Origin of the sequence: Aeromonas sp. 2HA2 (assembly GCF_029237345.1) — a bacterium.
Classification (GTDB): Bacteria; Pseudomonadota; Gammaproteobacteria; order Enterobacterales; family Aeromonadaceae; genus Aeromonas; species Aeromonas salmonicida.
Map to the genome: position 1 here is coordinate 363,514 of NZ_JAACGB010000001.1, position 23,291 is coordinate 386,804.

The 23,291-nt window shown below is 58.2% G+C and carries 23 protein-coding genes, 1 tRNA gene and 1 riboswitch; of the genes, 11 read left to right on the plus strand and 13 right to left on the minus strand.

Translation table 11 applies throughout. The features are described from left to right. Positions 1-78: 78 nt before the first annotated feature. Both GWQ29_RS01615 and GWQ29_RS01620 read left to right on the plus strand, forming a co-directional pair. Entirely contained in the window at positions 79-297 is a 219-nt protein-coding gene (locus tag GWQ29_RS01615) for a hypothetical protein (protein WP_275918615.1), read from the plus strand. After that, a complete protein-coding gene (locus GWQ29_RS01620) occupies positions 297-965 on the plus strand; it encodes a UPF0149 family protein (protein WP_275918616.1) in 669 nt (222 codons plus the stop codon). Before GWQ29_RS01615 ends, GWQ29_RS01620 begins: the two co-directional genes overlap by 1 nt. Positions 966-1,013: 48 nt before the next feature. Here the strand turns inward: GWQ29_RS01620 and GWQ29_RS01625 are convergent, their stop codons facing one another. Further along, positions 1,014-2,342: an IS4 family transposase gene (locus tag GWQ29_RS01625; RefSeq protein ID WP_275918617.1), complete on the minus strand. Its 1,329-nt coding sequence runs from the start codon at positions 2,340-2,342 to the stop codon at positions 1,014-1,016. Positions 2,343-2,601: 259 nt separating this feature from the next. Beyond that, positions 2,602-2,691 (minus strand) — tRNA-Ser (locus GWQ29_RS01630). Positions 2,692-3,143: 452 nt separating this feature from the next. Here GWQ29_RS01630 and GWQ29_RS01635 point away from each other — a divergent pair. Then, the gene (locus GWQ29_RS01635; protein ID WP_265463306.1) at positions 3,144-4,061 is read left to right on the plus strand and encodes a L,D-transpeptidase family protein; all 918 of its coding nucleotides are present in this window, start codon (positions 3,144-3,146) and stop codon (positions 4,059-4,061) included. A gap of 30 nt (positions 4,062-4,091) precedes the next feature. Further along, positions 4,092-5,090 (plus strand): DUF481 domain-containing protein, encoded by a 999-nt coding sequence (locus GWQ29_RS01640; protein WP_265463305.1) that lies wholly within the window; start codon positions 4,092-4,094, stop codon positions 5,088-5,090. 136 nt (positions 5,091-5,226) lie between these two features. Here GWQ29_RS01640 and GWQ29_RS01645 read toward each other — a convergent pair whose 3' ends face one another. The 3 genes from GWQ29_RS01645 to GWQ29_RS01655 form a co-directional block, all read right to left on the minus strand. Then, a complete protein-coding gene (locus tag GWQ29_RS01645) occupies positions 5,227-5,934 on the minus strand; it encodes a MaoC family dehydratase (RefSeq protein ID WP_021138405.1) in 708 nt (235 codons plus the stop codon). A gap of 242 nt (positions 5,935-6,176) precedes the next feature. Next, complete coding sequence (rlmF, locus tag GWQ29_RS01650) at positions 6,177-7,133, minus strand: 23S rRNA (adenine(1618)-N(6))-methyltransferase RlmF (protein WP_275918618.1); 957 nt, start codon at positions 7,131-7,133, stop codon at positions 6,177-6,179. A 150-nt stretch (positions 7,134-7,283) separates the two neighbouring features. Continuing rightward, positions 7,284-7,748, minus strand: a complete 465-nt coding sequence (locus tag GWQ29_RS01655; RefSeq protein WP_042468626.1) for an NlpC/P60 family protein — start codon at positions 7,746-7,748, stop codon at positions 7,284-7,286. A gap of 298 nt (positions 7,749-8,046) precedes the next feature. Here GWQ29_RS01655 and GWQ29_RS01660 point away from each other — a divergent pair, with 298 nt between their 5' ends. Together GWQ29_RS01660 and GWQ29_RS01665 are read left to right on the plus strand one after the other, a co-directional pair. Beyond that, complete coding sequence (locus GWQ29_RS01660) at positions 8,047-8,769, plus strand: 4'-phosphopantetheinyl transferase superfamily protein (RefSeq protein ID WP_275918619.1); 723 nt, start codon at positions 8,047-8,049, stop codon at positions 8,767-8,769. Beyond that, the gene (locus tag GWQ29_RS01665; protein ID WP_275918620.1) at positions 8,766-9,614 is read left to right on the plus strand and encodes a tetratricopeptide repeat protein; all 849 of its coding nucleotides are present in this window, start codon (positions 8,766-8,768) and stop codon (positions 9,612-9,614) included. The genes GWQ29_RS01660 and GWQ29_RS01665 overlap by 4 nt, the downstream gene beginning before the upstream one ends. A gap of 152 nt (positions 9,615-9,766) precedes the next feature. Here GWQ29_RS01665 and GWQ29_RS01670 read toward each other — a convergent pair whose 3' ends face one another. After that, the gene (locus GWQ29_RS01670; protein ID WP_005334342.1) at positions 9,767-10,009 is read right to left on the minus strand and encodes an Lpp/OprI family alanine-zipper lipoprotein; all 243 of its coding nucleotides are present in this window, start codon (positions 10,007-10,009) and stop codon (positions 9,767-9,769) included. 225 nt (positions 10,010-10,234) lie between these two features. Next, entirely contained in the window at positions 10,235-10,888 is a 654-nt protein-coding gene (gene ribB, locus GWQ29_RS01675) for a 3,4-dihydroxy-2-butanone-4-phosphate synthase (protein WP_111587458.1), read from the minus strand. 104 nt (positions 10,889-10,992) lie between these two features. Beyond that, positions 10,993-11,152: riboswitch (FMN riboswitch) on the minus strand. A 209-nt stretch (positions 11,153-11,361) separates the two neighbouring features. Here ribB and purU point away from each other — a divergent pair. Further along, the gene (gene purU, locus GWQ29_RS01680) at positions 11,362-12,198 is read left to right on the plus strand and encodes a formyltetrahydrofolate deformylase (RefSeq protein WP_059113012.1); all 837 of its coding nucleotides are present in this window, start codon (positions 11,362-11,364) and stop codon (positions 12,196-12,198) included. Between the two features lie 69 nt (positions 12,199-12,267). Here the strand turns inward: purU and GWQ29_RS01685 are convergent, their stop codons facing one another. Together GWQ29_RS01685 and cls are read right to left on the minus strand one after the other, a co-directional pair. After that, positions 12,268-13,530 carry a DUF945 family protein gene (locus GWQ29_RS01685; protein WP_058393397.1) on the minus strand — a complete coding sequence of 421 codons (1,263 nt, stop codon included), beginning with the start codon at positions 13,528-13,530 and terminating at the stop codon, positions 12,268-12,270. 95 nt (positions 13,531-13,625) lie between these two features. Further along, positions 13,626-15,107: a cardiolipin synthase gene (cls, locus tag GWQ29_RS01690; protein ID WP_275918621.1), complete on the minus strand. Its 1,482-nt coding sequence runs from the start codon at positions 15,105-15,107 to the stop codon at positions 13,626-13,628. Positions 15,108-15,203: 96 nt separating this feature from the next. Here cls and GWQ29_RS01695 point away from each other — a divergent pair, with 96 nt between their 5' ends. After that, a complete protein-coding gene (locus tag GWQ29_RS01695) occupies positions 15,204-15,746 on the plus strand; it encodes a DUF1439 domain-containing protein (RefSeq protein WP_005316771.1) in 543 nt (180 codons plus the stop codon). 4 nt (positions 15,747-15,750) lie between these two features. Here GWQ29_RS01695 and GWQ29_RS01700 read toward each other — a convergent pair whose 3' ends face one another. After that, complete coding sequence (locus GWQ29_RS01700) at positions 15,751-16,191, minus strand: GNAT family N-acetyltransferase (RefSeq protein ID WP_159166855.1); 441 nt, start codon at positions 16,189-16,191, stop codon at positions 15,751-15,753. 473 nt (positions 16,192-16,664) lie between these two features. Here GWQ29_RS01700 and GWQ29_RS01705 point away from each other — a divergent pair, with 473 nt between their 5' ends. From GWQ29_RS01705 to GWQ29_RS01715, 3 genes are all read left to right on the plus strand, one after another. Next, positions 16,665-17,828, plus strand: coding sequence for a M23 family metallopeptidase (locus tag GWQ29_RS01705; RefSeq protein ID WP_275918622.1), 1,164 nt, complete (start codon positions 16,665-16,667; stop codon positions 17,826-17,828). Between the two features lie 192 nt (positions 17,829-18,020). Continuing rightward, positions 18,021-19,418, plus strand: a complete 1,398-nt coding sequence (locus GWQ29_RS01710) for an alpha-amylase family protein (RefSeq protein ID WP_275906606.1) — start codon at positions 18,021-18,023, stop codon at positions 19,416-19,418. Positions 19,419-19,574: 156 nt separating this feature from the next. Continuing rightward, a complete protein-coding gene (locus tag GWQ29_RS01715; protein ID WP_275918751.1) occupies positions 19,575-20,336 on the plus strand; it encodes a lytic transglycosylase domain-containing protein in 762 nt (253 codons plus the stop codon). Between the two features lie 67 nt (positions 20,337-20,403). Here GWQ29_RS01715 and aqpZ read toward each other — a convergent pair whose 3' ends face one another. The 3 genes from aqpZ to GWQ29_RS01730 all read right to left on the minus strand — a co-directional run bounded on the left by aqpZ (position 20,404) and on the right by GWQ29_RS01730 (position 23,053). Continuing rightward, complete coding sequence (gene aqpZ / locus GWQ29_RS01720) at positions 20,404-21,090, minus strand: aquaporin Z (RefSeq protein ID WP_275918623.1); 687 nt, start codon at positions 21,088-21,090, stop codon at positions 20,404-20,406. A 346-nt stretch (positions 21,091-21,436) separates the two neighbouring features. Further along, entirely contained in the window at positions 21,437-21,958 is a 522-nt protein-coding gene (ruvC, locus tag GWQ29_RS01725) for a crossover junction endodeoxyribonuclease RuvC (protein WP_017412842.1), read from the minus strand. 183 nt (positions 21,959-22,141) lie between these two features. Next, on the minus strand, positions 22,142-23,053 hold the full coding sequence (locus GWQ29_RS01730) for a Gfo/Idh/MocA family oxidoreductase (RefSeq protein ID WP_275918624.1): 912 nt from the start codon (positions 23,051-23,053) through the stop codon (positions 22,142-22,144). Positions 23,054-23,291 lie beyond the last annotated feature (238 nt).

Below are 23,291 nucleotides of genomic sequence, written 5' to 3' on the forward strand. Positions count from 1 at the left end.
CGATTCATCATCAAGAGCTTCAACGAGAAGTGGTTCCAGGGCTGGAGCTCGACACCGGAAGAGCAGCGGGTGAAGTTCGTGAATATCGTTGATAGTGTCAAAAGACATCCTGATTTCTCTGCGAAATATCAGAATAACCCTGACCCTATCAACCGAGGCCTTGCCTTTGAGAAGATCCTAAAAGAGGTCATGCTACAGCGCAGAAAAGAAGACCTTGAACTGTATAAGCTGTTTGCCAACGACACCGCGTTCTACACCTCTTACGCCCAAAACGTGCAACGAATGGTAGGGTTCTGATGCAACCTTTTGAAATTTTGAGTGATGAAGAGTTCGATGAGCTGGAGGCGCTGCTGGAGCGCTACGGCAGTGAAAACAGCATAGCCTCTATGTCGATGCTCGATGGCTTTTTGACAGCTGTGGTCTCTGGCCCTCACCTCATCATGCCGAGCTCTTGGCTCCCTGCAATTTGGGGTGGCGAGCAGGATCAACCCGAGTGGCAAAGCGAAGCTGAGCTGGAGCGCTTTATCGATCTGGTGATGCGCCACAGCAACGACATTGCGACCACTCTGACCTATGCGGCAGAAGACTATTTCCCGGTAGCACCGGAGTTTGAACGACACGGTGAGTGGCTTCCGCTGATCCACGACTGGTGTGGTGGTTACCTGGGGGCGATTGAATTGGCACCATGGCCAGCACTACCGGCCCCTGAAGCTGCCGCACTGGCGATGATATCTGAACCACTGGAGAAGATGCCTACATCGCTGGAAGCGCTCAGCAATGAACATCTGCAAGAGCAAGCCACCAAGGCCCGCTTTGCTGCTCGTATCCTTCATGCCCACTTTCTGGCGCAACGAAGTGAACGCCCGGAGCGCTCTCAACCAGTCGTTGCCCCCATCAAGATTGGCCGCAACGAGCCGTGCCCCTGTGGCAGCGGCAAGAAGTACAAACAGTGTTGTTTGCACTGACCAATAAAATAGATAACAAGAGAGGGCCTGTGGCCTAATGCCAGTCAGTTAAGCCTGACTGGCATTGTTTTTATTGGCTTTTTTTACACTGTATTTCTGTGGCCTTGGCTTCACGCAGCGGGGGTAACTTCGTTCCCTTCGTGCCGGCAGCACAAACTGCCCCGCCTGCTGCTCCAGCTCCGCCACCCGCTTCGGGATAGTCCCCGGCGACATGTACGGCATGCAACTCAGTTCATGGATGAGGTACACCGATGCCATGTGAAAGCTCAGCTGGCTTGCCGTGTATCCCTTTAGACTCGCCGCCATCTTCACCATCTGGCTGCGCAGCAGGTTGTACGCCAGCAGCACGCCCCACAGCTCTTGCCGTATCCCCGTCGCCTTCTTGCTACGCAGGGTCAGTCGGTGCTGTTGCAGGCTGTGCTTCATCTCCCGATAGCCCAACTCGATTTCCCAGCGATGGCTGTAGAGCTCGACAATCTCGGCGCTCGGAAAGCGCATCGGGTCGACCATTGAGGTCAGCACCTGCCGCTCCTTGCCGTTGATAGTGCGGGTCAGCAAGCGGGCTTCCACCGTGTCCGGCAGTTGCGGCCACTTCTTGCGTGCCTGTGGACTGGTCTTGAGCTGCACCAATGCATCCTGGCGCCCCAGCTTGCGTACCACCTCGTATTGCGTGCCCTTTTTGAGCGGCAGCAGCCAGTGCCGCTCGCTGCCAGCAGTTTGCCAGGCGTGGAGCAAGCCGAGGGAGTAAAACCCCTTGTCGAACAGGGTGAGCGAGTGGTCCGGCGTGCGCGCGATAAGCTGCTCGGCCAGCACCATCTCGTTGACGGTGCAGCTCTCCAGGACAGCCTGAACAAGCAGGTGGCTGGTCAGCTCCATCTGGCAAAGCATGCGCACTTGCGGATAGGCCGTCTCGCCATGCTGGGTGCCGGGCTTGGCAAACGCGGCGGCATTGTCCGGAGTATCGGGCGTGCGCCACATCACGCCATCGACGGCGAGCAGTTGCAGCCCGGCCCAGCCGGGGTGATTGGCCTGTTGGTGCCAGCCTGCGGCGGTGTCGTGAAACAGCCGCTCAATGCTCTTGTAGCCAAGCTTTTGGCGAGCTTGCAGGAAGGCGCTGGGGGCGACAAAGGGGCGGTCACCGGGCAAGAGGATATCGAGCTGATTGACCAGCTGAGTCATGGGGACGTGGCGGAAGATGGCCATGCCAATGATGGCCCAGACCAGACGTTCCATGGGCATGCGGCGACGGCGCAGGGTCACGACATCCTCTTCGGCGAGCAGGGTAGTGATGAGCGCAGGGGGAATGAGGTCGGAGAGTGACTCAAACTGGGCAGCATTGCTGGCGTGAAGGAAGTCGAGGGCCTGTTCGATACGCATAAAAAATCCGAAACCAAATCAACAGGTTTCGGATTTTTACACATCAGCAGGATCGGTCAATGGATCCTTAACTGATCGGCATTAGGGCCTGTGGCCCTCTCTTGTTTTGGGTAACTTGAAGGGAGTAGTGGCAACGACCTGTCCAAAGGAGTGCTATCAAGGAGTAGGGCAGCCAACACCTAATGGCACACTCACTGGCATACCGAAAAAACCACTAAAATAAAAAACCCAACCTTTTCAATTGGTTGGGTCTTTAAGATGGCGGAGAGACAGGGATTCGAACCCTGGGTGGCATTGCTGCCACAATTGATTTCGAGTCAATCCCGTTCGGCCACTCCGGCATCTCTCCACGGGACTTAACTTTTACCGGACCAGGTCTGATAAATCAACTTGAATCTCTTTAAAGATCAAATGACTGTCGATAAAAAAGACAATGCTACTGCGTTTGTTACCATGGCTGCTGTGATGGCCCGAGGCACGACACGCAGGCACAGTCCTGAGCCCGAGCGCAGGTGATCCCACGCTCCTGGTACCTTACTGGCGCCCACGTCGTCAGACACAGGCTATGACAGATACCGGCTTGTTCACCGCCCTGCTCTGCACATGACCCCATTCGTCGCATTATCCGGCACTGTCATAATAAAGTGCGAAAATTCCTCAAAATAGTGACTTATCCAGAGCGGACTCCTCTGTCCCCCCTTGCGGGACAGGCTGGTAATCACGAGTGGATTGGTTAACAATTTCACTTCTTTTTTCTGGGTGGGTAATGACCCGCCTTCACGCGATCTGATAGGAAGTACCATGTTCAATGCTCGAATCGTCTCACTGCTGCTGGTGGCAGCCAGCCTCTGGACAGCGCCAAGCTGGGCTACAACCTATCCCTTGCCACCGGCTGGCAGCCGCCTGATCGGTGAACTGGAGGACTACATAGTCCAGCCAGATGAACACCTTGAGCTTATCGGCAAGCACACCCAGATTGGTTTTTTGGCACTGCTCGAGGCAAATCCCGGGGTTGACCCCTATTTACCCAAACCTGGCACACGCCTGACCCTGCCGACCCAGATGCTGCTGCCGGATGTGCCCCGGGAGGGCATAGTCATCAACCTGCCAGAACTGCGCCTCTACTATTTTCCCAAGGGGAAAAATGAGGTGATAGTGCTGCCCATCGGGATTGGCGATATCGGGAGAGAGACGCCAGAAATGACCACGACAGTGATCGCCAAGAACCCCAACCCGACCTGGGTACCCGGCCCCATGGTGCGCAAATCCTGGCTGGAGCAAAAGGGGATCTCCCTACCTGCCGTCGTGCCGCCGGGTCCGGACAATCCCCTCGGAAAATTTGCCATGCGCCTCGGTTATGGCAAGCGGGATTACCTCATCCACGGTACCAACAAGGAGTTTGGTGTCGGGCTGCGAGTCAGTGCAGGCTGCATTCGCTTGCGTCCTGATGATATAGAGGCACTGTTCAAACTGGTGCCTGTTGGCACGACAGTGCGGGTGATCAATCAACCGGTCAAGACCGCCATCGAACCCGATGGCAGCCATTGGCTGGAGGTGCATTCACCGCTCTCTCGCACCGAACAGGAACTGGTGCACGGCGCCCCCTTACTGCTCTCACCCGAGGTAGAGGCCTTTATCGCAGCGTCCGAGATCGACGGTGACAAGGTGGCTGCCGTGCTGAACAATAAGAACGGCATTCCACGCCCCGTCAGCGGCTAACGGCAACCCTGTGTTCATGAAGGACTTTCCATGAGATACCGCTTCTGGCTCTTGCTCTCTCTGTTGCTCAGCCCGATGGCGCTGGCCGATATCCTCTGGATGCACAACGGCGATCGGCTGACCGGCACCATAGAGGAGATCACGAATGAACAGGTGCGCATAGCGCTGCCCTACAGCTCGCCGGTCACGGTCAAGCGCGAGGCGGTGAAACGCTGGCGCCTCGACAAACAGGACAAACCAAAACCGACGGTAAAAACTGGCATCACCTTGCTTGCGCTCACTCCGGATGACGAACACGCCTGGCTCTGGACCGGCAGCAGCGATCTGAACGTGAAGCTGAAACACAGCGAGAAGAAAACCAACAACGTCAACCTGAAGGCTACAACCGAGGTTGCCAATCTCGACTGGCGATACAGCCTGGATGGGGAGTACATCTACGAAACTGCCAACAACGTCACCAACAGCCATGAGTACCGGCTCAAACCCATGTTGGACTTCTTCTTCGACCAGAACTGGTTTGTGCGCTCCACCGTCGACTATCAATACCAGATGCTTGACCCAGACTACCTGAAGTTGAGCTATGCCTCTGGCCCGGGTTACAGGTTCTGGAACGACAAGAAACGCCGCCTTGAACTCATCACCCAGGTCGGTCTGGAACGCTCCTACCTCAGACCTGCAGTCTTCGATGAGCCCGGCATTGTAAACATCTTTGATGAAAGGATCATCAACTACCCTCTCCTCAACTTGGGCTGGGACTACCGCCAGCCTGTCTCCTTGTGGTCGGAGAACATAGAGCTGTTCAGCAAGGGGGGCTACAAGCGCTACCTGGCCCAGCCCTCTCCTTATGTGACCCAGAAGCAATCCATGCAAGGAAGCCTGGGTCTACGTTACTACTTCAACGATCACTTGCGACTCTCCTGGTCGAGCGAGTTGGACTGGGATGATGTCTGGTTGGACTACCTGGGTACTCACCAACAACTGGCAGGCAAGGAGTGGCGCCACCTCATCAGCCTGGGAGCCAGCTTCTAGTCATCAGGGCAAACCATTCGGCGAGTGGATGAGCCCCAGACAGGCGGCACAACGCCAGAAATAAAACAGGCTCACCGAGGTGAGCCTGTTTTATTTCAATACGATTTACGCCACGGCGGTGACAACCGTCACGACATCAGAAGTAGATCCGGGTGACGGATTCAATGACGCAGCCGGGACGACGAATGCCCTCAATCTCGACCTTGATCTCCTTGAGCAGCTCAAGACCGCCCTTGATCGGTGTAACCCTCAGCAGCTTGGTACGTGCGCGGATGTTACTGTCCACCTTGATTGGATACGGAAAACGCACCTGATCCAGCCCGAAGTTCACCACCATGCGGGCAGCCGGAAACTCGGGGGTCGCTTCATTGATACTGCCCGTCAGACGTGGCAACAGCGCCAGGGTCAGAAACCCGTGGGCTATGGTGGTCTTGAACGGTGACTCGGCAGCAGCACGCTCAGGGTTTGTGTGGATCCACTGGTTGTCGCCAGTCACGGCGGCAAACTCATTGATCATCTGCTGACTGACCAGCAACCACTCTCCCACATGGGTCTCTTCACCAATGCTCGGCTGCAGCGCAGCAAACAGGGCCGCCGCCTCACCACTCAGTTCAACCGCAGTCTCGTCAGTCTGCACTGGCTGACCATTGGCGGTCTGCACTTGCCGTACTGACTGGCTGTCAGCTTGCAGGTCCAGCACACGCCCCAACAGAGGGTGGAGGTGTGCCTTTTGCTGAAACTCACGCCAGTAGTCACGGATCGCCGGAGAGAGCCAATCCTTGAGCTCAAAGGGGTGCTGCGCCAGGATTTCGCGCTTGCGCTTCAGAAAATCGACAACCTTCATCTACCGATCCCTATTCAATTCAAAGCCTGTAAAGAGGTCTAACCAGTCCTATTTTATGAAAGTTTCAACTGCAAGTGCAAAAAAATCTCAGCGTACAGCTGTACCAAGCAAAGAAGTGGTCACTAACACAAGTACGGCAAGCCTGATGGAACAAGGAGGAAAACGATTATCATGGCAGGTGCTTGCCACCATGAGTACAGCTATAAAGAGGGGGATACCGACAGGAGGCAGCCCCTCCCCTGTCAAACATCGCCACGAGGCGCGGGTTGCCACCATTGCCCACAGGCGACCTCATCCAGGAAAGACCAGGCGAGGATCCGGCTCACCTTGTTGCCTTGCGCCATGTCGATCACCCGCACCTGACGGGCCCCGACCTGGGCCAGTGCCTTCTTCGCCGCCGGCAAGTTCTCCTTCTTCGACACCAGCGAGCTGAACCAGAGGCACTGGGCAGCAAACTCCTTGCTCTGGACGATCATGGTGGCAAGAAACCCGGCTTCTCCCCCTTCACACCAGAGCTCGGCCTTCTGGCCGCCGAAATTGAGCACTGGCTGCCCCTGCACGGTTTTACCAAGATTGCGCAGCTTGCGCTCACTGCCCTTGCTGGCCTCATCGAGCGATCCATGGAACGGCGGGTTGCACAGGGTCAGGGCGAAGCGCTCCTGCGGGCTTATGATACCGCGAAAGACGTGTTTGGCATTGCCTTGATGGCGGCACTCTATCTGCCCGCCCAGACCGTTGCTTTTGGCCAGCAGAGCCGCCGCCTTGACGGACACGGGGTCGATATCGGACCCAACAAAACGCCAGCCATACTCGCGAGCTCCCAGCAGCGGGTAGATGCAGTTCGCCCCCACCCCTATATCCAGTACCCGCACGCCCTTGCCGGTCGGGACGCTGCCCGCACTCTCGGCGAGCAGATCCGCCACCCGATGCAGATAATCCACCCGTCCTGGAATGGGCGGGCAGAGATAACCCGCCGGCAGATCCCAGTGCGCAATGCCGTAGTGCAGTGCGAGCAAGGCCTTGTTCAGCGCCTTGACGGCGGCAGGATCGGCAAAATCCAGGGTCTGGGTACCGTGCTCGTTGACGAATACCAAGGGCCTCAGCTCGGGGGTACGCTGGCATAGCGCATCGAAATCATAGGGAGCCTGGTGGCGATTGCGTGGGTGCAATCCGGATTTGCGGTCGGAGTGGGTCTTCATGCTGGGCCTGCCTAGGGAAAACGGGCCCACACTATAGTGATTTGGCCTCAGAAAGTCTAAATAGCAGCCACAAAAAACCGGGCTTCAGGAGCCCGGTTCAAGTGAGGTTGGAAAAACAGTCCGTACTGCGAGCCGTTTGTCCAGCCTGACTCAGATATCGATCCGGCGTGCTTGCCAGAATCTGCTGCGCCAGTAGGAATTGTCCAGCTTGGAGCGCGTCACACCAGCACGGGTAGAGGCATGGATGAATTCACCATTGCCCACATAGATACCCACATGATTGAGACGACGATTTATCTTGAAGAAAACCAGATCACCTTCGACCAAGTCTTGTTTGGAAACGCGAGTGCCTTCATGGACTTGGGAGCGGGTATCACGGGGTAATTCGATGCCGACGGCATTGCGGAACACTTCACGGGCAAAAGCGGAACAATCTATGCCGCGTTCGCTGGTACCACCAAAACGATAAGGGGTACCGCGCCACTCTTTGTACACTGTCAGGATTTCATTCACATCTGGGGTTTGCGAAGCTTCCGGTTCAATCACGGGTTCCATCATGGAAACTTCAATCTTGCTCGCGACCTCGGGCTGGGGGGCAGATGCACAACCCACCATTCCGAGCGCGACCAGTAGTAGTATCAGGTGGCGCAATCCTTTATCCCCGCAATGAGTAAAACTTGTTAAAATACGGCCCGGAAGGGCAATTTATAAGGCAACAGCACCCGACTATATCCAAGAATTCTATCGAGGCAAGCGAAAATCCCTATCGACATCACATTTTCGCAAGGAAATGCATTATTTTTCATGATTAATGTGATCATGGCCAAACAATATACAATCTCGAAAGCGCCCGTGCAGACTCGATCAAACTGACTTTTATCGCTGTTTCAGTCCTCTTTTAAAGTGAAAAATCATGATCTCTGTGGATCTCTATTTGTTAAAACCCGCCCGGGTCAGCGCCGCTCAGTTGGCCTTGCTGCCAGAAACGCTTTCACCAACAGAACTGCAACAGTGGCAGGAGATCCAGCATCCGGATCGGCGCCAGGAATTTCTGGTCAGTCGGTCACTGCTAAGGTGCTTGCTGGCCGATCGCCTTCAATGCCAGGCCAGCGAACTGCTTTTTTGTACCCATCTCCACGGCAAGCCGGCGCTGAGTGGCTCGCGCTGGCAGTTCAACCAGAGCCACAGCGGCGACTGGCTGGTGATCGCACTGTGTGCCACGGGACCGCTCGGGGTAGACATAGAGATGGGCAGGCGCCGCCGGCAGACGTTGCCACTGGCCAGACGCTTCTATGCCACCAGCGAGTATGAGTGGCTCGCCGCCCTGCCGGCAGAAGAGCAGGACGGCGCCTTCTACCGGCTCTGGTCACGCAAGGAGGCGGTACTGAAGGCCCATGGCGGCGGCATTGCCGCCGGGCTCGACAAGGTTTGCTTTGTGCCGCAAGAGGGGTGGCGCCTTGATAACCGGCTCGATGAGCACGAATACCAAGTGCAGGATTGGCCTATTGGCAGCGGCTGGCTCAGCCTCGCCGCCCCGACCCTGGCCGTCAACGGTTACCTTCTGGATGAAAACTTGAAATCCACGGCTATCAACCCCATGTTAACTCACACCATTTTCCAAGAGTCAGCCTCATGATCGTCGACATCAATCCCCAGAACTTCCAAGCCGCACTGATCGATGCTTCCATGAAAAAGCCGGTCGTCATCTATTTCCACGCCCCCCAGATGCCGGAATGTCAGGGCATGACCCCGCTGGTGGAGTCACTGGTTGGCCCGGACAACCCCCAGGTAACCCTGGCCAAGGTCGACATGAACGATCCGCAGCTGCAACCATTGGCCAGCCAGCTCGGCCTGCGTGGCCTGCCCGCTCTGGTACTGTTCCATCAGGGGCGCCCGGATGAACAAGCCATTCTGGAAGGGCCGCAGGATGAAGCCACCTTGCGCCACTACTTTACCGCCTTCGCGCCCAAGGAAGAGGAGCTGCTGTTCGAGAAGGGGCAGCAGGCACTGGCAGATGGTCAGGCAGATGTGGCCTATGCCCATCTCACCAAGGCCCACCAGCTGGCGCCGGATCGCCACGACATCAGCCTGTGGCTCATTCAGGCGGCGCTGGACATCAATCTGCTGGATGAAGCCCAGGAGCGGCTCGGCAAGATCCCCATGGCTGCGCAGGATGACCACTACCAGACCCTCAGCTCTCGTCTGGCGCTGGCGCTGCAAGCCGCAGACAGCCCTGAGCTGCGTGCGCTGGAGGCCCGTTACGAACAGGAGCCGGACAATTTCGCCCTGACCCAGGAGCTGGCGGTGCAATACAGCCAGGCGGGCCGTCAGGAGGAAGCACTGGCGCTACTGTTCACCATTCTCAAACGCGATCTGGCCTTTGGCGATGCCAAGAAGACCTATCTGGACATTCTGACCACCATGGGCGCCCATCCGGCCGCGCAGAGTTACCGTCGCAAGCTATACAGCCTGCTCTACTGACTAATGAAGGGATATAAGTGAGGGTGATGCCGAGAGATCGGCATTGCTCTGGCAAGGCGAGCGCATATGGAAGATATGGAAGAAAAGCGGGGGAATTGACGAATTTCAGGCAAAAAAAAATGGCGCATGAATGCGCCATTTTTTCGCATGGATTACTTCTTGTAGGAAGTAGCCATGTTGTCGATGCGCTGGTTAGCACGCATAGCTTCTTGCTTGGCTTCTGCAACATCAGCAGCAATCTTGGATTGATCAGCACGAACTGCGCTAACATCTTGAGCCAGTTGGTCAACTTTGTTAGACAGATTCTGAACGGAGGTTTCCAGTTCGCTGGTGTTTGCACAACCGCCCAGCAGAGCGGACAGACCAACAACACCTACCAACAACAATTTTTTCATTTTTAAAAGCTCCCTTTAACTCGCCAGACGTTTAGCAAGCGGCGTGATTATGGCACAAAAGAATCATACTTTGGATAGGCCTCATCACAGATAAATGCATTAAAACCCTCATTTTTTTTTAGCCGCACACTTTATGTGCAAACTTTAAGCAAAAACGAGTGCCTCTGGATGAGGTTCGCACAGAGCGTAACCAAATTTTGTACTTATTACAATTTCGTATGAGGCTCAGGCAGAACGTTCTGACAGCAATTGACGATACTGCACCAGGTCTTCGATGGTCAGTACCGGCATCTGATGCTGGCGGCCGAAGGCAACCAGGTCTGGCAGGCGAGCCATGGAGCCATCTTCTTTGGTCAGCTCACATAAAACCCCGAACGGTTTGAGGCCGGCAAGCTGCATCAGATCGACTGTGGCTTCGGTATGGCCGCGGCGCGTCAGCACACCACCGGTACGAGCCCGCAACGGGAAGACATGGCCTGGGCGATGCAGATCGGACGGTTTGGCACCATCGGCGATGGCCGCGCGAATGGTCGTGATGCGATCGGCCGCAGAAACCCCGGTAGTGACCCCTTGCGCCGCCTCTATGGTGACGGTGAAAGCGGTCTGATAGTGGCTGGAGTTTGCCTCCACCATCATGGGCAACGCCAGCTGGCGAACGCGCTCATCGGTCAGACAGAGGCAAACGATGCCAGAACACTCGCGGATCATCATGGCCATCTGTTCATTGGTCATGGTTTGTGCGGCGAAAATGAGATCACCCTCGTTCTCCCGATCTTCATCATCGGCTACCAAAACGCCGCGACCGGCGCGCAAGGCCGCGAGCGCCGCTTCGACACGCGCAAGGGGATCACCAAATTCACTGAGTAGAGACTGATTCATGGTAAGACTCCTAAATAAGACAAGGACCAGAATCAGGGCATGGAAAGGCAGACAGAGATAGGTATGCAGCGGCCGGCCCAACGGGGGCATGCCTGCAATATCTGTCTTATCCTCTTTCATCCGGACTATGACCGTCGGCTCCGGCATCTCACCGGATCTGCTGACCCCGACTCAGGTGTGACACCAAAGTCGGGCGCTCGCGGGCTCCCCGAGTCAGATCGGGATACCGCCGGTGGGGAATTGCACCCCGCCCTGAGAATAAGCGCAGACAGCCTAAAGAAAAAAAACACAGGATACCAGCCCAAAACCCATCAAAGATGAATATGGAACCGACCAGCGCCCGCAGACAACGACTTGACCCAAGGACGCACGGCGCGCTGTCTTTTCTGATTTTGTTTATGGCATAGTGCCTGAAAAAACGCGCTGCCTGCGCAGACTCAGGCGCCAATACCACAAACGGAATCATGACAGAGATGGAAAAGAAAATACTGCTGACGGACTGTCCGGACGCCAAGGGCCTCATCGCCAAGATCACCAATATCTGCTACAAGCACCAGCTCAACATCAACAAGAACGACGAGTTCGTGGATCATGAAAACGGACGCTTCTTCATGCGCACCGAGCTGGAGGGGCGTTTCAACGACGAGACCCTGCTGGCGGATCTGGATGATGCCCTGCCCGCCGGCGCCCAGCGCCGCCTGGTCAAGGCGGGCAAGAAGCGCATCGTCATCCTGGTGACCAAGGAGACCCACTGCCTCGGCGACATATTGATGAAGAACTATGCTGGTGCGCTGGACATGGACATAGTGGCGGTGATCGGCAACTACGATACGCTCGCCGAATTGACGGGCAAGTTCGACATTCCGTTCCACACCGTCAGCCATGAGGATCTGAGCCGCACCGAACACGAGGAGCAGGTACGTGCCATCATAGACGGCTACCAGCCCGACTATGTGATCCTGGCCAAGTACATGCGAGTGCTGACCCCGAGCTTCGTCGAAGCCTATCCGCGCAAGATCCTCAATATCCACCACTCCTTCCTGCCCGCCTTCATCGGTGCCCGTCCCTACCGTCAGGCCTTCGATCGCGGAGTCAAGCTGATTGGCGCCACCGCCCACTTCGTCACCGACGATCTGGATGAGGGTCCCATCGTCGAGCAGGACGTGATCCATGTCGGTCACGCCTTCAGTGCCGATGACATGGCCAAAGCCGGTCGTGACGTGGAGAAATCCGTACTGAGTCGCGCGCTGGAGCTAGTGCTCAACGAACGGGTGTTCGTCTACGGCAACAAGACGGTGGTGTTCAAGTAACCCACCTGCCGCACCACGCCAGAAACAACAAAGGCTCCCGAGGGAGCCTTTGTTGTTTCTGCCACCGACTTACAGCGGCAGGCCATTGATGGTCATGGCACCCTTGTCGAGCTTCAGCTCGGCGGTCAGCCGGGCCTTGTCCGCTTTGAGATACCCCATGGCGGCGAACTGTTCCAGCATGGGGGCCAGCTGCGGCACCGCCTTGCCCAGTTTGTCACTGAGATTGGCATGCATCAGGCCGGAGAGGGCATGCATTCCCTGTTCGCTATTGAACAGCTGTTCCAGAGAAGTCGATGCCAGCTTGACGTCCCCCTTCATGGAGACAGGCTCGCCGTTGAGCTGGGCGCTCAAGTCCACCAGCTCCAGGGTCGCGCCGCGCTTGAGCAGCTTGTCCAGGGCTTGCTGGATGGCTTCATCTTCCACCCCTTGCCCGCTGGAGGCTTGCAGTGCCTGATAACCTTCCAGATCCAGCCCTTTCAGATTCAGGGCCAGCTTGCTCTGGGTCAGCGCCAGATTATCGGTCTCGTTCTCCAGATTGAGAGTATCCACCTTCATCTGATAGCTGCTGGAGAGGGTCTGGGCATCATCGCCTTCCAGTTGGGTTTCCGTGGTCAGCCCCTGCAGTGACACCTTGACGCTGTCTGGCAGTTGCACCGACAGCGCAGAGAGGGTCATGTCGCTACGGGGAGAGAGCCAGATCCCGCTGATCTCGGCCATGTCGGCGCTGCCCTTGAGCTCGGCCAGCACCATGTCCATCTTGCTTTGCTCTTCATGCAGTGTCATGCCCTGCCAGTGGAAGGTGACGTGACCGTTGCCATCCATATCGCCGCGGTAGTCGCCCGTCATCGGCAGGAAACTGAACTCGTCGAGCCCCTGCTTGACCTTGAACTCGTTGGCCCAGAAGCGGCTGCTGTTGCTCATGGTCCAGAGGCTGCTGACCGACTCTATGCCAAACTGCCACTGCTCCAGCTTGAGGGCGCTGAACACAGTGGCCAGCGTGCCCTGCTTGGTGTCGAGCAGCATGTTGCTCTTGATATAGAGCGGCAGAATGCGACTGTTGACGATGAACTGCGCCTCGACCGGCTCGCTCCCTTCAAGCTGACCATCCAGGCTGGCCAGAGTTTGCGGTGTGACCACCACCTTCAAGATGCCGTCACGGGTGAACAGGTTGCTGGCGCCAGGCACCCAGCTCAGCTCGACGCCGCTCTCCTGCTTCACCTTGGCGATCTGCTCGTCCATGATGCGGTCAAACGTATTGCCCGTGTACCAGCAGGCACCCAGCCCACCCACTACCAAGGCCGCACACACGGCCAGCGTTACTCGCTTCTGCATTTTTATATGATTCTCCAAAGGCTCATTGCCGCACTCTACGGGGCGATATCGGGGCTAGGCAAGTCCAATTCAGCATCGATCGCAATTATGTAATGTCACAGCAAGGGACTGAACAGATAGAAGATGTTCTCCATTACCTTCTTGTACCTGGGGCGATCGCGCCACTTGGCCAAGGACATGGGTGTCGCCTCCGTCATATAACCCTGTACCAGATGGGTCATCTCGGCGACAAACAGCGGGTTGTCGATGAGCAGGGTCACCTCGAAGTTGAGCCAGAGGCTGCGTCTGTCCAGGTTTACCGTGCCCACCAGTGCGAAGTCGTCATCCACCAGCACGCTCTTGGTGTGGAGCAGTCCGGCATCGTAGCGATAGACTTCAACCCCGGCCTCCAGCAGCTCCTCCATGAAGGCATTGCAGGCATGGTTGGCCATGATGGAGTCATTGCGCGCGGGCAACACCAGTTGCACCTGCACCCCTCGCGCCGCCGCCGAGGAGAGCGCCGCCGCCAGGGGATCGTCCGGCACGAAATAGGGGGTGGTCAGCACCAGGTGGTGACGGGCCTGGTAGATGGCCAGCAACAGGCTCTGCTGGATGCAGTCACCGCCAACAAAGGGGCCGGACGGGATCAGCTGGGCCCGGTAGTTGCTCTGGAGCCAGGCTTCCGGATCATGCTGCAGGCTGTCGAGCAGCCGCTCGCCGGTCTCCATCTCCCAATCCCAGACGAAGATGGACCACATCAGCGGCACCACGGGCCCCTGCACCCGGATCATGATATCGACCCACTGGCCTACCCCGGCATTCTGCTTGAAGAAGCGGGGATCCACCATGTTCATGGAGCCGGTGTAACCCACCCTGTCATCGATCACCACCAGCTTGCGGTGCATTCGCAGATCCTGGCGCTGGAACGGGATGCGCCAGGCACCAACCGGCAGCACCTCCACCAGTTTGACCCCGGCTTTGCGCAGCTTTTTGGGCCAGTGCGAGCGGAAAAACGTCTTGCTGCCCATGGAATCGAGCAGCAGACGACAATCCACGCCGCGCGCCGCCACTTCCATCAAGGCGTCGCACACATCGTCGGTATCGCCGCCGGGGTGCCAGATGTAGTACTCCAGATAGCAGGACTGGGAGGATTGGCGGATGTCGCGCGCTATCTCGCGCAGTATCGATTCGGGTTGGCTCAGCAGGGTCATGCGGTTGCCGGAGAGCATGGGCATGGCCAGCCGCCCCTGGATCAGATCGTGCAATGGCTGGGCCTTGCTGCCCACCTCGCAGCAATGCTGGGGAAAGAGCCTGGCCAGCTGCCGGATCCAGATAGCGTAGGGGCGGTACATGGCCTTGGCCCGTTCTGCGCGGCGGCGACCGAGCCGGATCTCGCCAAACAGCACATAGAAGCCGACCCCGGCAAACGGGATGGCATAGATGAGCGCCAGCCAGGCCAGCGAGACGCCGATGGGGCGCCGCTTCATCACCACCCGCAAGGAGATCCCTGTCACGATCACGGTGTGAAATAGCAGCAGCAGCCAACCAAGAAACCGGGAAAACAGCAGCTGGATGTCGTACTCCAAACCGTTGATCAAGAGGACTCCTTTTACATCAGGGTAAATGCAGTGGGCAGACCCCACGGGGCCAGGATGGTATGCTGTGAAACACATCCATTCTATCAGGTCGTTAGCATGATCCTGCAATCTATGCTGCTCAGTCTGGCCATGCTAGGTCAAGGCTCATATGACATCAATGAGCAACAAATAAATCAGTACCTGCAATCCCAGGTACAAGTGAACAAACAGCTGGAGTTACCCGGCATCATCAAGGCCCACGTACAGCTCGAGCAGAGCGACGTCCAGATCGGGCGTCAGAGCCCGGATACCGCCCGTGTCTATGGCAAGGGAAAACTGAGGATCGCCCTGCCGGACCAGACCGAATACGATGCGCGTCTGAACATGACCTACGAGGCCAGACCACGCTATGACAAGGCTCAGAGCGCCCTCTTCCTCGACAACATCAAGTTGATTGAGTACAAGCTGGAACCGGAAGCGGCGCAGCAGAAGTTCGGCTTCATGCTGGGCATGCTGTTGCAAAGCATGGAGAAACGGCTGGAGACCCAGCCCGTCTATCGGCTGAACGACAAGGACCCGAACCAGGCCTGGCTGAAAGAGAATCTGCTGGGGCTTGAGTTGTCACCGGGCAAGATCCACCTGCTGACCAAGCCGCAGTGAGTCTTCAGTTGTAGACGGGAGTGTTTGCCTGACGCACCAGCAGCTCGATCTGGTAACCCTGTTCGCGCTGCTGGTCATAGAGAGAAAAGAGGGGGCCATCGAGCTCATGCAGGGGCAGGTCAGCAAAACCGGCCTTGAGGTAAAACGGCTTCTCGAATGGCAATGCCTGACACACCACTGGCTTGTCCACCAGATCACTGCAGGCATGTTGCAACAAACGGGAGCCCAGCCCCAGTGACTGATAGTGGGGCAGCAACCGAAAACCGCACAGGTGGTAGTAATCCTGCTCGTCGCGCAGGCGTACGGCGCCCACCAGCCAGTTCGCATCGCGCACCACGAAGATACGCTCAGCCAAATCCGGCACGTAATGGGAGAAAGTCGTTTCGTAGTAGTCCCTGATCAGGGAAAGATCCGCATCACAGTACTCTTCGAACGTGAGTTCCATCGCCCGCTTGCTTATCACACCCGTTCCATCCTTGGCCGCTCGGCCAGTCTTCAAATGTCAGTGGCTGCCCGGAAAGAGATCCGACCAGACAAGTCAGCAAGATATCACGCCTTTTAGTAACAAAAAAGCCAGTAACCGCGCCTGTTTGTACACTTTTTAACACACTGCTGACCGCATAAATCACAGGCAATGCTACCACGGTATCCCAATGTGGGCACGGCTTGCTCGCGGCGATTAATTTTACGGCAAGGGAATATTTAATCGAACGTAAACCTATGATTTAAAATATCAAAATCACTTCGTAAACATTTATTAACAAGCCAGATGAATTACCCCCAGCCATAAAAAGCCTCAATCGAATAGCAATCTTGGTGTTTCACCCTATGGTGAAGCCTTGGCATAGCATAGCGCTGTCGTTGCCTGAGTGGGACAACCCCCACGCTGTCACCTCACCACTTTGCCAAGGAGATACCATGTTCAAGCCCATCCCCTCCCTGCTGATGCTGGCACTGCTGCCCACCGCCAGCTGGGCCGGCGACATCCATATCCCGATTGCTCCCTACCACTTCACCCAGCAGCAGCTCAACGCCACCGGCGGCATCACTGTGCCACTGGACGAGGCCCACTTCGTGTTTGGCGAGGCAGCCATGGCGTTCGATCTGCACGATTTTTTGCTGCAACAGGCGCCTCACCTGCTGCCCAAGGAGGAGGTGATCCTGCACTGGAGCGGCATTACCAGCCTCAACCCCCAGCTGCTGCTGGCCCTGATGGAGGCAAACAGCCAGCTCATCTCGGCCCCCTCCAAGCAGGCCATGGCGGCTCCCTTCGCCAAGCTGGTCAAGGCCCGGGGATTCGATAACCAGCTCGAACAGATGGCTCGCCAGCTCTCCGAGCGCTTCTACCAGGCCAAAGCCCAGCTGCGGCTGAGCCAGCGCAGCGTCCCTGCCCTCCCCCCGCTGGCGGCGCATCAGGCCGCCCTGGGCAGTCTGCTCACTCCCCACGACCAGCAGCAGTTGAGCGAGCAGTGGCAGACCCTGTTTGGCAAGGAGGCCATGACGTCGCCCAAAGCCCCTGCTGCGGTTCCCTCGGCCCGGCTAGCCGGTGGCCAGTTCCAGCTGCCCTGGCGCCAGGGCTACAGCTGGAAGGTGAACGGCGCCCACTCCCATACCGGTTCGGGCTACCCCTACTCCTCCATCGACGTCTCCTACGACTGGCCGGGCTGGGGCGGTGCCACCTACACGGTCACCGCCGCCAACAGCGGCACAGTCACCGTCTTCTCCCGCTGCCAGGTGCGGATCACGGCCCCCAACGGCTGGGCCACCAACTACTACCACATGAGCGGCATCTCGGTGCGCAGCGGCGACTACGTGGCCGCCGACACCCCCATAGGCACCTACGCCAGCAATCGCAACGAGGCGCTGTGCGAGGGAGGTTCCTCCACCGGTCCGCACCTGCACTTCTCCCTGCTCTACAACGGCGTGTTCCAGTCCCTGCAGGGGCAACGCCTGAGCAGCTATGCCGTCAACGTCGGCGCCAGCAACTACGACGACAACTGCAACCGCTTCTGGCTGCAAAACAGCCGCAACGGCCAGCGCTTCTGTGCCTGGCAGCCACTCTACAACAACGGCCTCGACTGAGTTGCCAGCCAACCGCTGCAGTGATGGGAAAGTCAGTAATGACGGGGCCAGGCGGTTTTATGCAAGCCGTCACAGATCCGCACAGTCTGCTTTGAAAACGCTCACAAAACAGTCAAAAGGAGATTGCCGGCCCGAAGGGCCGGTGTGAGGCTCTGGGTGCCAACATGGGCACCCAAACAAGGACAGACAATAATGAAAAAAACAGCGGGAATCTGGGTGATCGCAGGCATGCTGATCGCCCCTCTGGCACACGCCGACGTCATACTGCACGCCTTCAACTGGCAATACAGCGAAGTCACCGCCAAGGCCGATCTCATCAAGGCCGCCGGCTACAAGCAGGTGCTCATCTCGCCGCCCCTCAAATCATCGGGCAACGAGTGGTGGGCACGCTATCAACCGCAGGATCTGCGCCTCATCGATACCCCCCTTGGCAACAAGCAGGATCTCGAGCAGCTGATTGCCGCCATGCAGGCACGAGGCATAGCCGTCTATGCCGATATTGTGCTCAACCACATGGCCAACGAGAGCTGGAAGCGCCAGGACCTCAACTACCCCGGCAGCGAGCTGCTCGGCCAGTATGCGGCCAACCCCGCCTACTTCGAGCGCCAGAAGCTGTTCGGCGATCTGGGCCAGAACTTGCTGGCCGGATCGGATTTTCACCCCGAAGGCTGCATCACCGACTGGAGCGATCCGGGTCACGTCCAGTACTGGCGCCTGTGTGGCGGCGCCGGTGACAAGGGGCTGCCGGATCTTGATCCCAACAACTGGGTAGTGAGCCAGCAGCAGGCCTATCTCAAGGCGCTCAAGGGGATGGGGATCAAGGGCTTTCGGGTCGATGCGGTCAAGCACATGAGCGATTACCAGCTCAACGCCGTGTTCACCCCCGAGATAAAACAGGGCATGCACGTCTTTGGCGAGGTGATCACCACGGGGGGCGCCGGCAGCACGGATTACGAGCGCTTCCTCAAACCCTATCTCGACAACAGCGGTCAGGGGGCCTATGACTTTCCGCTGTTTGCCTCCCTGCGCGGGGCACTGGGTTATGGCGGCAGCATGAACCTGCTGGCCGACCCCGGTGCCTACGGTCAGGCCCTGCCGGGCAGCCGCGCCGTCACCTTCGCTATCACCCACGACATTCCCACCAACGATGGCTTTCGCTACCAGATCCTGAACCAGACCGACGAGAAGCTGGCCTATGCCTACCTGCTCGGTCGCGATGGTGGCTCGCCGCTGGTCTATTCCGATCACGGCGAGACCCAGGCCAAGGATGGGCTGCGCTGGCAGGATTATTACCAGCGCGCGGATCTCAAAGGCATGATCCGCTTCCATAACGCGCTGCAGGGCCAGCCCATGCAACTGGTCGGCAGCGGCGACTGCTTCGTGCTGTTCAAACGGGGCAAGCAGGGGCTGGTTGGTGTCAACAAGTGCGAGTACGAGCAGGAGTACTGGCTCGATACCGCCAAATTCGAGATGAACTGGTATCGCAATTACCGGGATGTGCTCGATCAAAACGCCGTCATCAATGTGCAGAGTCAGTGGGTGCGGGTCGCCATTCCCGCCCGCAGCGCCCGGCTCTGGCTGCAAGAATAAGGAGTATCACTCTGCCAGGGGCCGCCACTGCGCGGCCCCGCTTGTTTACTCCGCCTATTTCAACCCGGCGCTCATCGGTGGCTTGTTCTGCCACCATCAGGATGCTTTACTCAACAAAGCCAATCAGGCTGAAGGAGCAAGCCGTTGAAAGCATGGATGTTGATGGGGCTGATCCCGCTGTTTTCCCCGCCCGGCTGGAGCCGGACGCCACCACCGGCGGAGGTGGTGATCCTGACCGCCGAGACCCAGGCTCCCCTTCACATTCCCAAGGCGGTACCTGCCCCCGGCGTGTCACCCTCCCCTGTTTCTGCACCGGTGCCAGCGCCTGCAAAAATCACGCAGCCATCCGGCACTCGCCAGATCCAGGTCTACAAATCGGTGCAAAAAAATGGCGTGGTGCGCTATTCCGACCTGATGCCGGATCAGGGTCACTATGAGTTGCTGCTGTTCAACGACTGCTACGCCTGCAACCCAGCCTCCAGGGTCAACTGGCACACCACGGGTCTCTTTCTCTATGACTATGCCAGCACCATACAGGCGGCGGCCAAGGCCTATCAGGTGGAGCCCGCGCTCATACGGGCGCTGATCCACGCAGAGTCTGCCTTCAACCCGCAAGCCATCTCTCGTAAGGGGGCCATGGGATTGACCCAGCTGATGCCCGCCACGGCCCGTGAGCTGGGGGTCGGTGATGCCCTGATGGCGGAGCAGAATATCTTTGGCGGGGTGAAATACCTGGCAGGTCTGCTCAAGCAATATGGCGGCAACATAGCGCTGGCGACCGCCGCCTACAACGCCGGGGCCGGTGCGGTACAAAAGCATGGGGGGATCCCCCCTTACGCCGAGACCCGCGCTTATGTGGAACGGGTGCAACTGCTGCACCTGCGCTACAAGGAGATGCTGAGCGCTCGGGGTCTTTGAATGCCTCCACCCTGAAACGAAAAAACACGCCCGGGGGCGTGTCGATACCACACTTTTTCGTCACGGATCACGCTTTCGTTGCAATCACGCGATAGGCCAACGCACCCAGAATGGCACCGACGATCGGAGCAACCCAGAACAGCCACAGCTGGCTGACGGCCCAATCCCCCACAAACAGGGCGACCCCTGTGCTGCGCGCCGGGTTGACCGAGGTATTGGTCACCGGAATGCTGATGAGGTGGACAAGCGTCAGGCACAAGCCGATGGCGATGGGGGCAAAACCGGCCGGTGCACGGCTGTCGGTGGCACCCATGATGACGAACAGGAAGAAGCCGGTCATGACCACTTCACACATCAGGGCCGCCAACAGGCTGTAACCGCCTGGTGAGTGCTCGCCATAGCCGTTGGAGGCAAAGCCGGCACTCACATCAAAGCCGGCCTGACCGCTGGCAATCACATAGAGCACGGCCGCGGCAGCAATCCCGCCCAAGACCTGAGCGACTATGTAAGACAAGACGGCGGATGCCGGGAAGCGACCACCGGCCCACAGCCCCAGTGTCACGGCCGGGTTCAGGTGACAACCTGAAATGTGGCCGATGGCATAGGCCATGGTCAGCACAGTCAGACCAAATGCCAGCGCCACGCCCAGCAGGCCAATCCCCACGTTCGGGAAGGCGGCGGCCAAGACGGCACTGCCACAGCCCCCCAACACCAGCCAGAAGGTGCCCATAAACTCAGCTGCAAAAGGTTTCACATTTATATCTCCCAATGATGGATGGAACATGAGCCAGGGCTCATGAGGTCGCCGTTATTAAACGGGCGACACATTATGGGAGTGTGAAATAACAAGGCGAAGTGGGCCTGCCTTATTCCTGAAATGTGATGAGAGTCACAAGTTATTGATTAATTGGGGAGATTGCCGTCAAGATGCAAACTGCACCAGACGGAGCTTATCCATGCCATGCGACAACTTGTGACCCTGCTGACTCTTTTGACAACAAGTCAGTATGCGAGTGGATAAATGGCGCGGATAAACGAGAAGGGCGCACGGGCGCCCTTCTCTCACACTGGTCCTCAGACACAGTCAGCGTCGGCAGGATTCAGCGATAGCGACCGCGCACCGAGCTGGTGGCCCGCCCCGCCATCTTGATCAGGCTCTGGCGGGTATGGAAGTGGCAGATAGCCACCCCCAGCGCATCCGCCGCATCCGCCTGGGGCGTGGCCGACAGCTTGAGCAGATGGGTCACCATGTGCTGCACCTGCTCCTTGGCGGCGCCACCCGTGCCCACCACCGCCTGCTTGATCTGGGTCGCCGAGTATTCGCTGACCGGCAGCAGGGCGTTGACCGCCGCGACTATGGCACTGCCCCTGGCCTGACCCAGCTTCAAGGCCGAATCGGCGTTGCGGGCCATGAAGACCCGCTCGATGGCGAACTCGTCGGGTTTGAACTGGGTGATGATCTCGCTCACCCCGTCATACACCTGCTTGAGGCGCGACGGCAGCTCGCCCAGGTCGGTGCGGATGCAGCCCGAGCCCAGGTATTCCGCCTTGCCTGCGACTATGCGGATAACGCCGTAACCTGTGATCCGGGAACCCGGGTCTATGCCCAAAATAATGCTCATGACACTCTGTTGCTCTGAAGGCAGTTCATGGCCGCCAAGATAGCAAACATGCGTCCGCTTGGCTCGCGCGGCGGCGCCCTCGCCGGCTGACTGCGCAGGGATCCGTCATCTTGTACAGTGGTCTGCCTGTTCCTTCACCCGTGCGGGCCCGCCAAATCAGGCACGGCAGGCGCAGGAAAAGGGTCAGTTCGCCAGCGCTACCAGCCGCTCGGCCAGTCGATGGCCGTGCAGATAGCTCTCGATCAGAGTCCCATCGGCCTTGCCCACCTCGATTTGCCGATACCAGTGATCGAGCATCGCCACGAAGCCCCGCTGGGCCAGCACCGGCTGCCAGTCATCCGGCGCCAGGGTCTGCAGCGTTTTGTCCCGGGCAATCGTGCCCCGGGTGCAGTTCTCAAGGTGCAGGGAGAGGTTGTCGCCGTAAGCATCGACACGCTCCTCCGTGATGCCGGCACTGCGGTTCATGCTGCCGCTCACCGCCGTCTGCCCGCTTTGCCAGGCGACGCTCACTCCGGCCAGCAGCTCGGGCTGCTGACTGCTGCGCCGCAGCACAGCATGCAGATCCCCGGTAGGCAGGCCGCCATAGAAACAGAGGCTGTCGAGCACATGGATAAAGTCGTCGAACAGGAACTGGCGTGGCTGCCCCGGCAGGGCGTGTCTGTGCTTTTGCCAGTTGAGCTCGGTGAGCGGCTGATTATCTGTACGGGTGGCGCGCATGGCGGGCAGATAGCGACGGTTGAAGCCCACAAACAGCGGACAGTCCTGCGCCAGGGCGAGGTTGGCGAGCGCCTCCACCTCGGCCGCGCTGTCGCACAGCGGCTTGTCGACAAAGGTGGGGATGCCGGCGTGCAGACACTGGCGGGCCAGAGCGAAGTGCACGGCGGTGGCGGCATGGATCATCACGGCATCCGGACGGCTCCCTAGCAGCGCATCCACCTCGGTAAAGCATTCAGGGGTCCGGTACTGGCGAGAGAGCTTGCCCAGCACCGCCGGATTGCGGGTGCAGAGCAGCGGGGTGACTCGCTCGTCGCTGGCCAGCAGCGGCAGATAGGCCTTCTGGGCGATATCACCAAGGCCAATCAGGGCAATGCGCATGGGAACTCCTTGTCACTTGAGCAATGGATAAATGGATAAGTGGATAACCGGCTAAGTTGCCCGCACCATCTCAGGATTTCCCCCGCAGATCCAGCCTTGCCGCAACCTGCGGCTGCCTCATCTCTCTCAGCCTTCCCCTTCGCAAGGGCGAGGAGCAAGCGGGAGTGGCTTTACTCCCTCCCCTGCCAAGAGACAAGGTGGACTGATATGTATCGCCAGCAAAACGGGTTTCGTATTG

Coding starts and splice junctions, on each gene's coding strand:
- GWQ29_RS01620 (WP_275918616.1), top strand. CDS start 297: ATGCAACCTTTTGAAATTTTGAGTGATGAAGAGTTCGATGAGCTGGAG.
- GWQ29_RS01625 (WP_275918617.1), bottom strand. CDS start 2,342: ATGCGTATCGAACAGGCCCTCGACTTCCTTCACGCCAGCAATGCTGCC.
- GWQ29_RS01635 (WP_265463306.1), top strand. CDS start 3,144: ATGTTCAATGCTCGAATCGTCTCACTGCTGCTGGTGGCAGCCAGCCTC.
- GWQ29_RS01640 (WP_265463305.1), top strand. CDS start 4,092: ATGAGATACCGCTTCTGGCTCTTGCTCTCTCTGTTGCTCAGCCCGATG.
- GWQ29_RS01645 (WP_021138405.1), bottom strand. CDS start 5,934: ATGAAGGTTGTCGATTTTCTGAAGCGCAAGCGCGAAATCCTGGCGCAG.
- rlmF (WP_275918618.1), bottom strand. CDS start 7,133: ATGAAGACCCACTCCGACCGCAAATCCGGATTGCACCCACGCAATCGC.
- GWQ29_RS01655 (WP_042468626.1), bottom strand. CDS start 7,748: ATGGTGGGTTGTGCATCTGCCCCCCAGCCCGAGGTCGCGAGCAAGATT.
- GWQ29_RS01660 (WP_275918619.1), top strand. CDS start 8,047: ATGATCTCTGTGGATCTCTATTTGTTAAAACCCGCCCGGGTCAGCGCC.
- GWQ29_RS01665 (WP_275918620.1), top strand. CDS start 8,766: ATGATCGTCGACATCAATCCCCAGAACTTCCAAGCCGCACTGATCGAT.
- GWQ29_RS01670 (WP_005334342.1), bottom strand. CDS start 10,009: ATGAAAAAATTGTTGTTGGTAGGTGTTGTTGGTCTGTCCGCTCTGCTG.
- ribB (WP_111587458.1), bottom strand. CDS start 10,888: ATGAATCAGTCTCTACTCAGTGAATTTGGTGATCCCCTTGCGCGTGTC.
- purU (WP_059113012.1), top strand. CDS start 11,362: ATGGAAAAGAAAATACTGCTGACGGACTGTCCGGACGCCAAGGGCCTC.
- GWQ29_RS01685 (WP_058393397.1), bottom strand. CDS start 13,530: ATGCAGAAGCGAGTAACGCTGGCCGTGTGTGCGGCCTTGGTAGTGGGT.
- GWQ29_RS01695 (WP_005316771.1), top strand. CDS start 15,204: ATGATCCTGCAATCTATGCTGCTCAGTCTGGCCATGCTAGGTCAAGGC.
- GWQ29_RS01700 (WP_159166855.1), bottom strand. CDS start 16,191: ATGGAACTCACGTTCGAAGAGTACTGTGATGCGGATCTTTCCCTGATC.
- GWQ29_RS01705 (WP_275918622.1), top strand. CDS start 16,665: ATGTTCAAGCCCATCCCCTCCCTGCTGATGCTGGCACTGCTGCCCACC.
- GWQ29_RS01710 (WP_275906606.1), top strand. CDS start 18,021: ATGAAAAAAACAGCGGGAATCTGGGTGATCGCAGGCATGCTGATCGCC.
- GWQ29_RS01715 (WP_275918751.1), top strand. CDS start 19,575: ATGTTGATGGGGCTGATCCCGCTGTTTTCCCCGCCCGGCTGGAGCCGG.
- ruvC (WP_017412842.1), bottom strand. CDS start 21,958: ATGAGCATTATTTTGGGCATAGACCCGGGTTCCCGGATCACAGGTTAC.
- GWQ29_RS01730 (WP_275918624.1), bottom strand. CDS start 23,053: ATGCGCATTGCCCTGATTGGCCTTGGTGATATCGCCCAGAAGGCCTAT.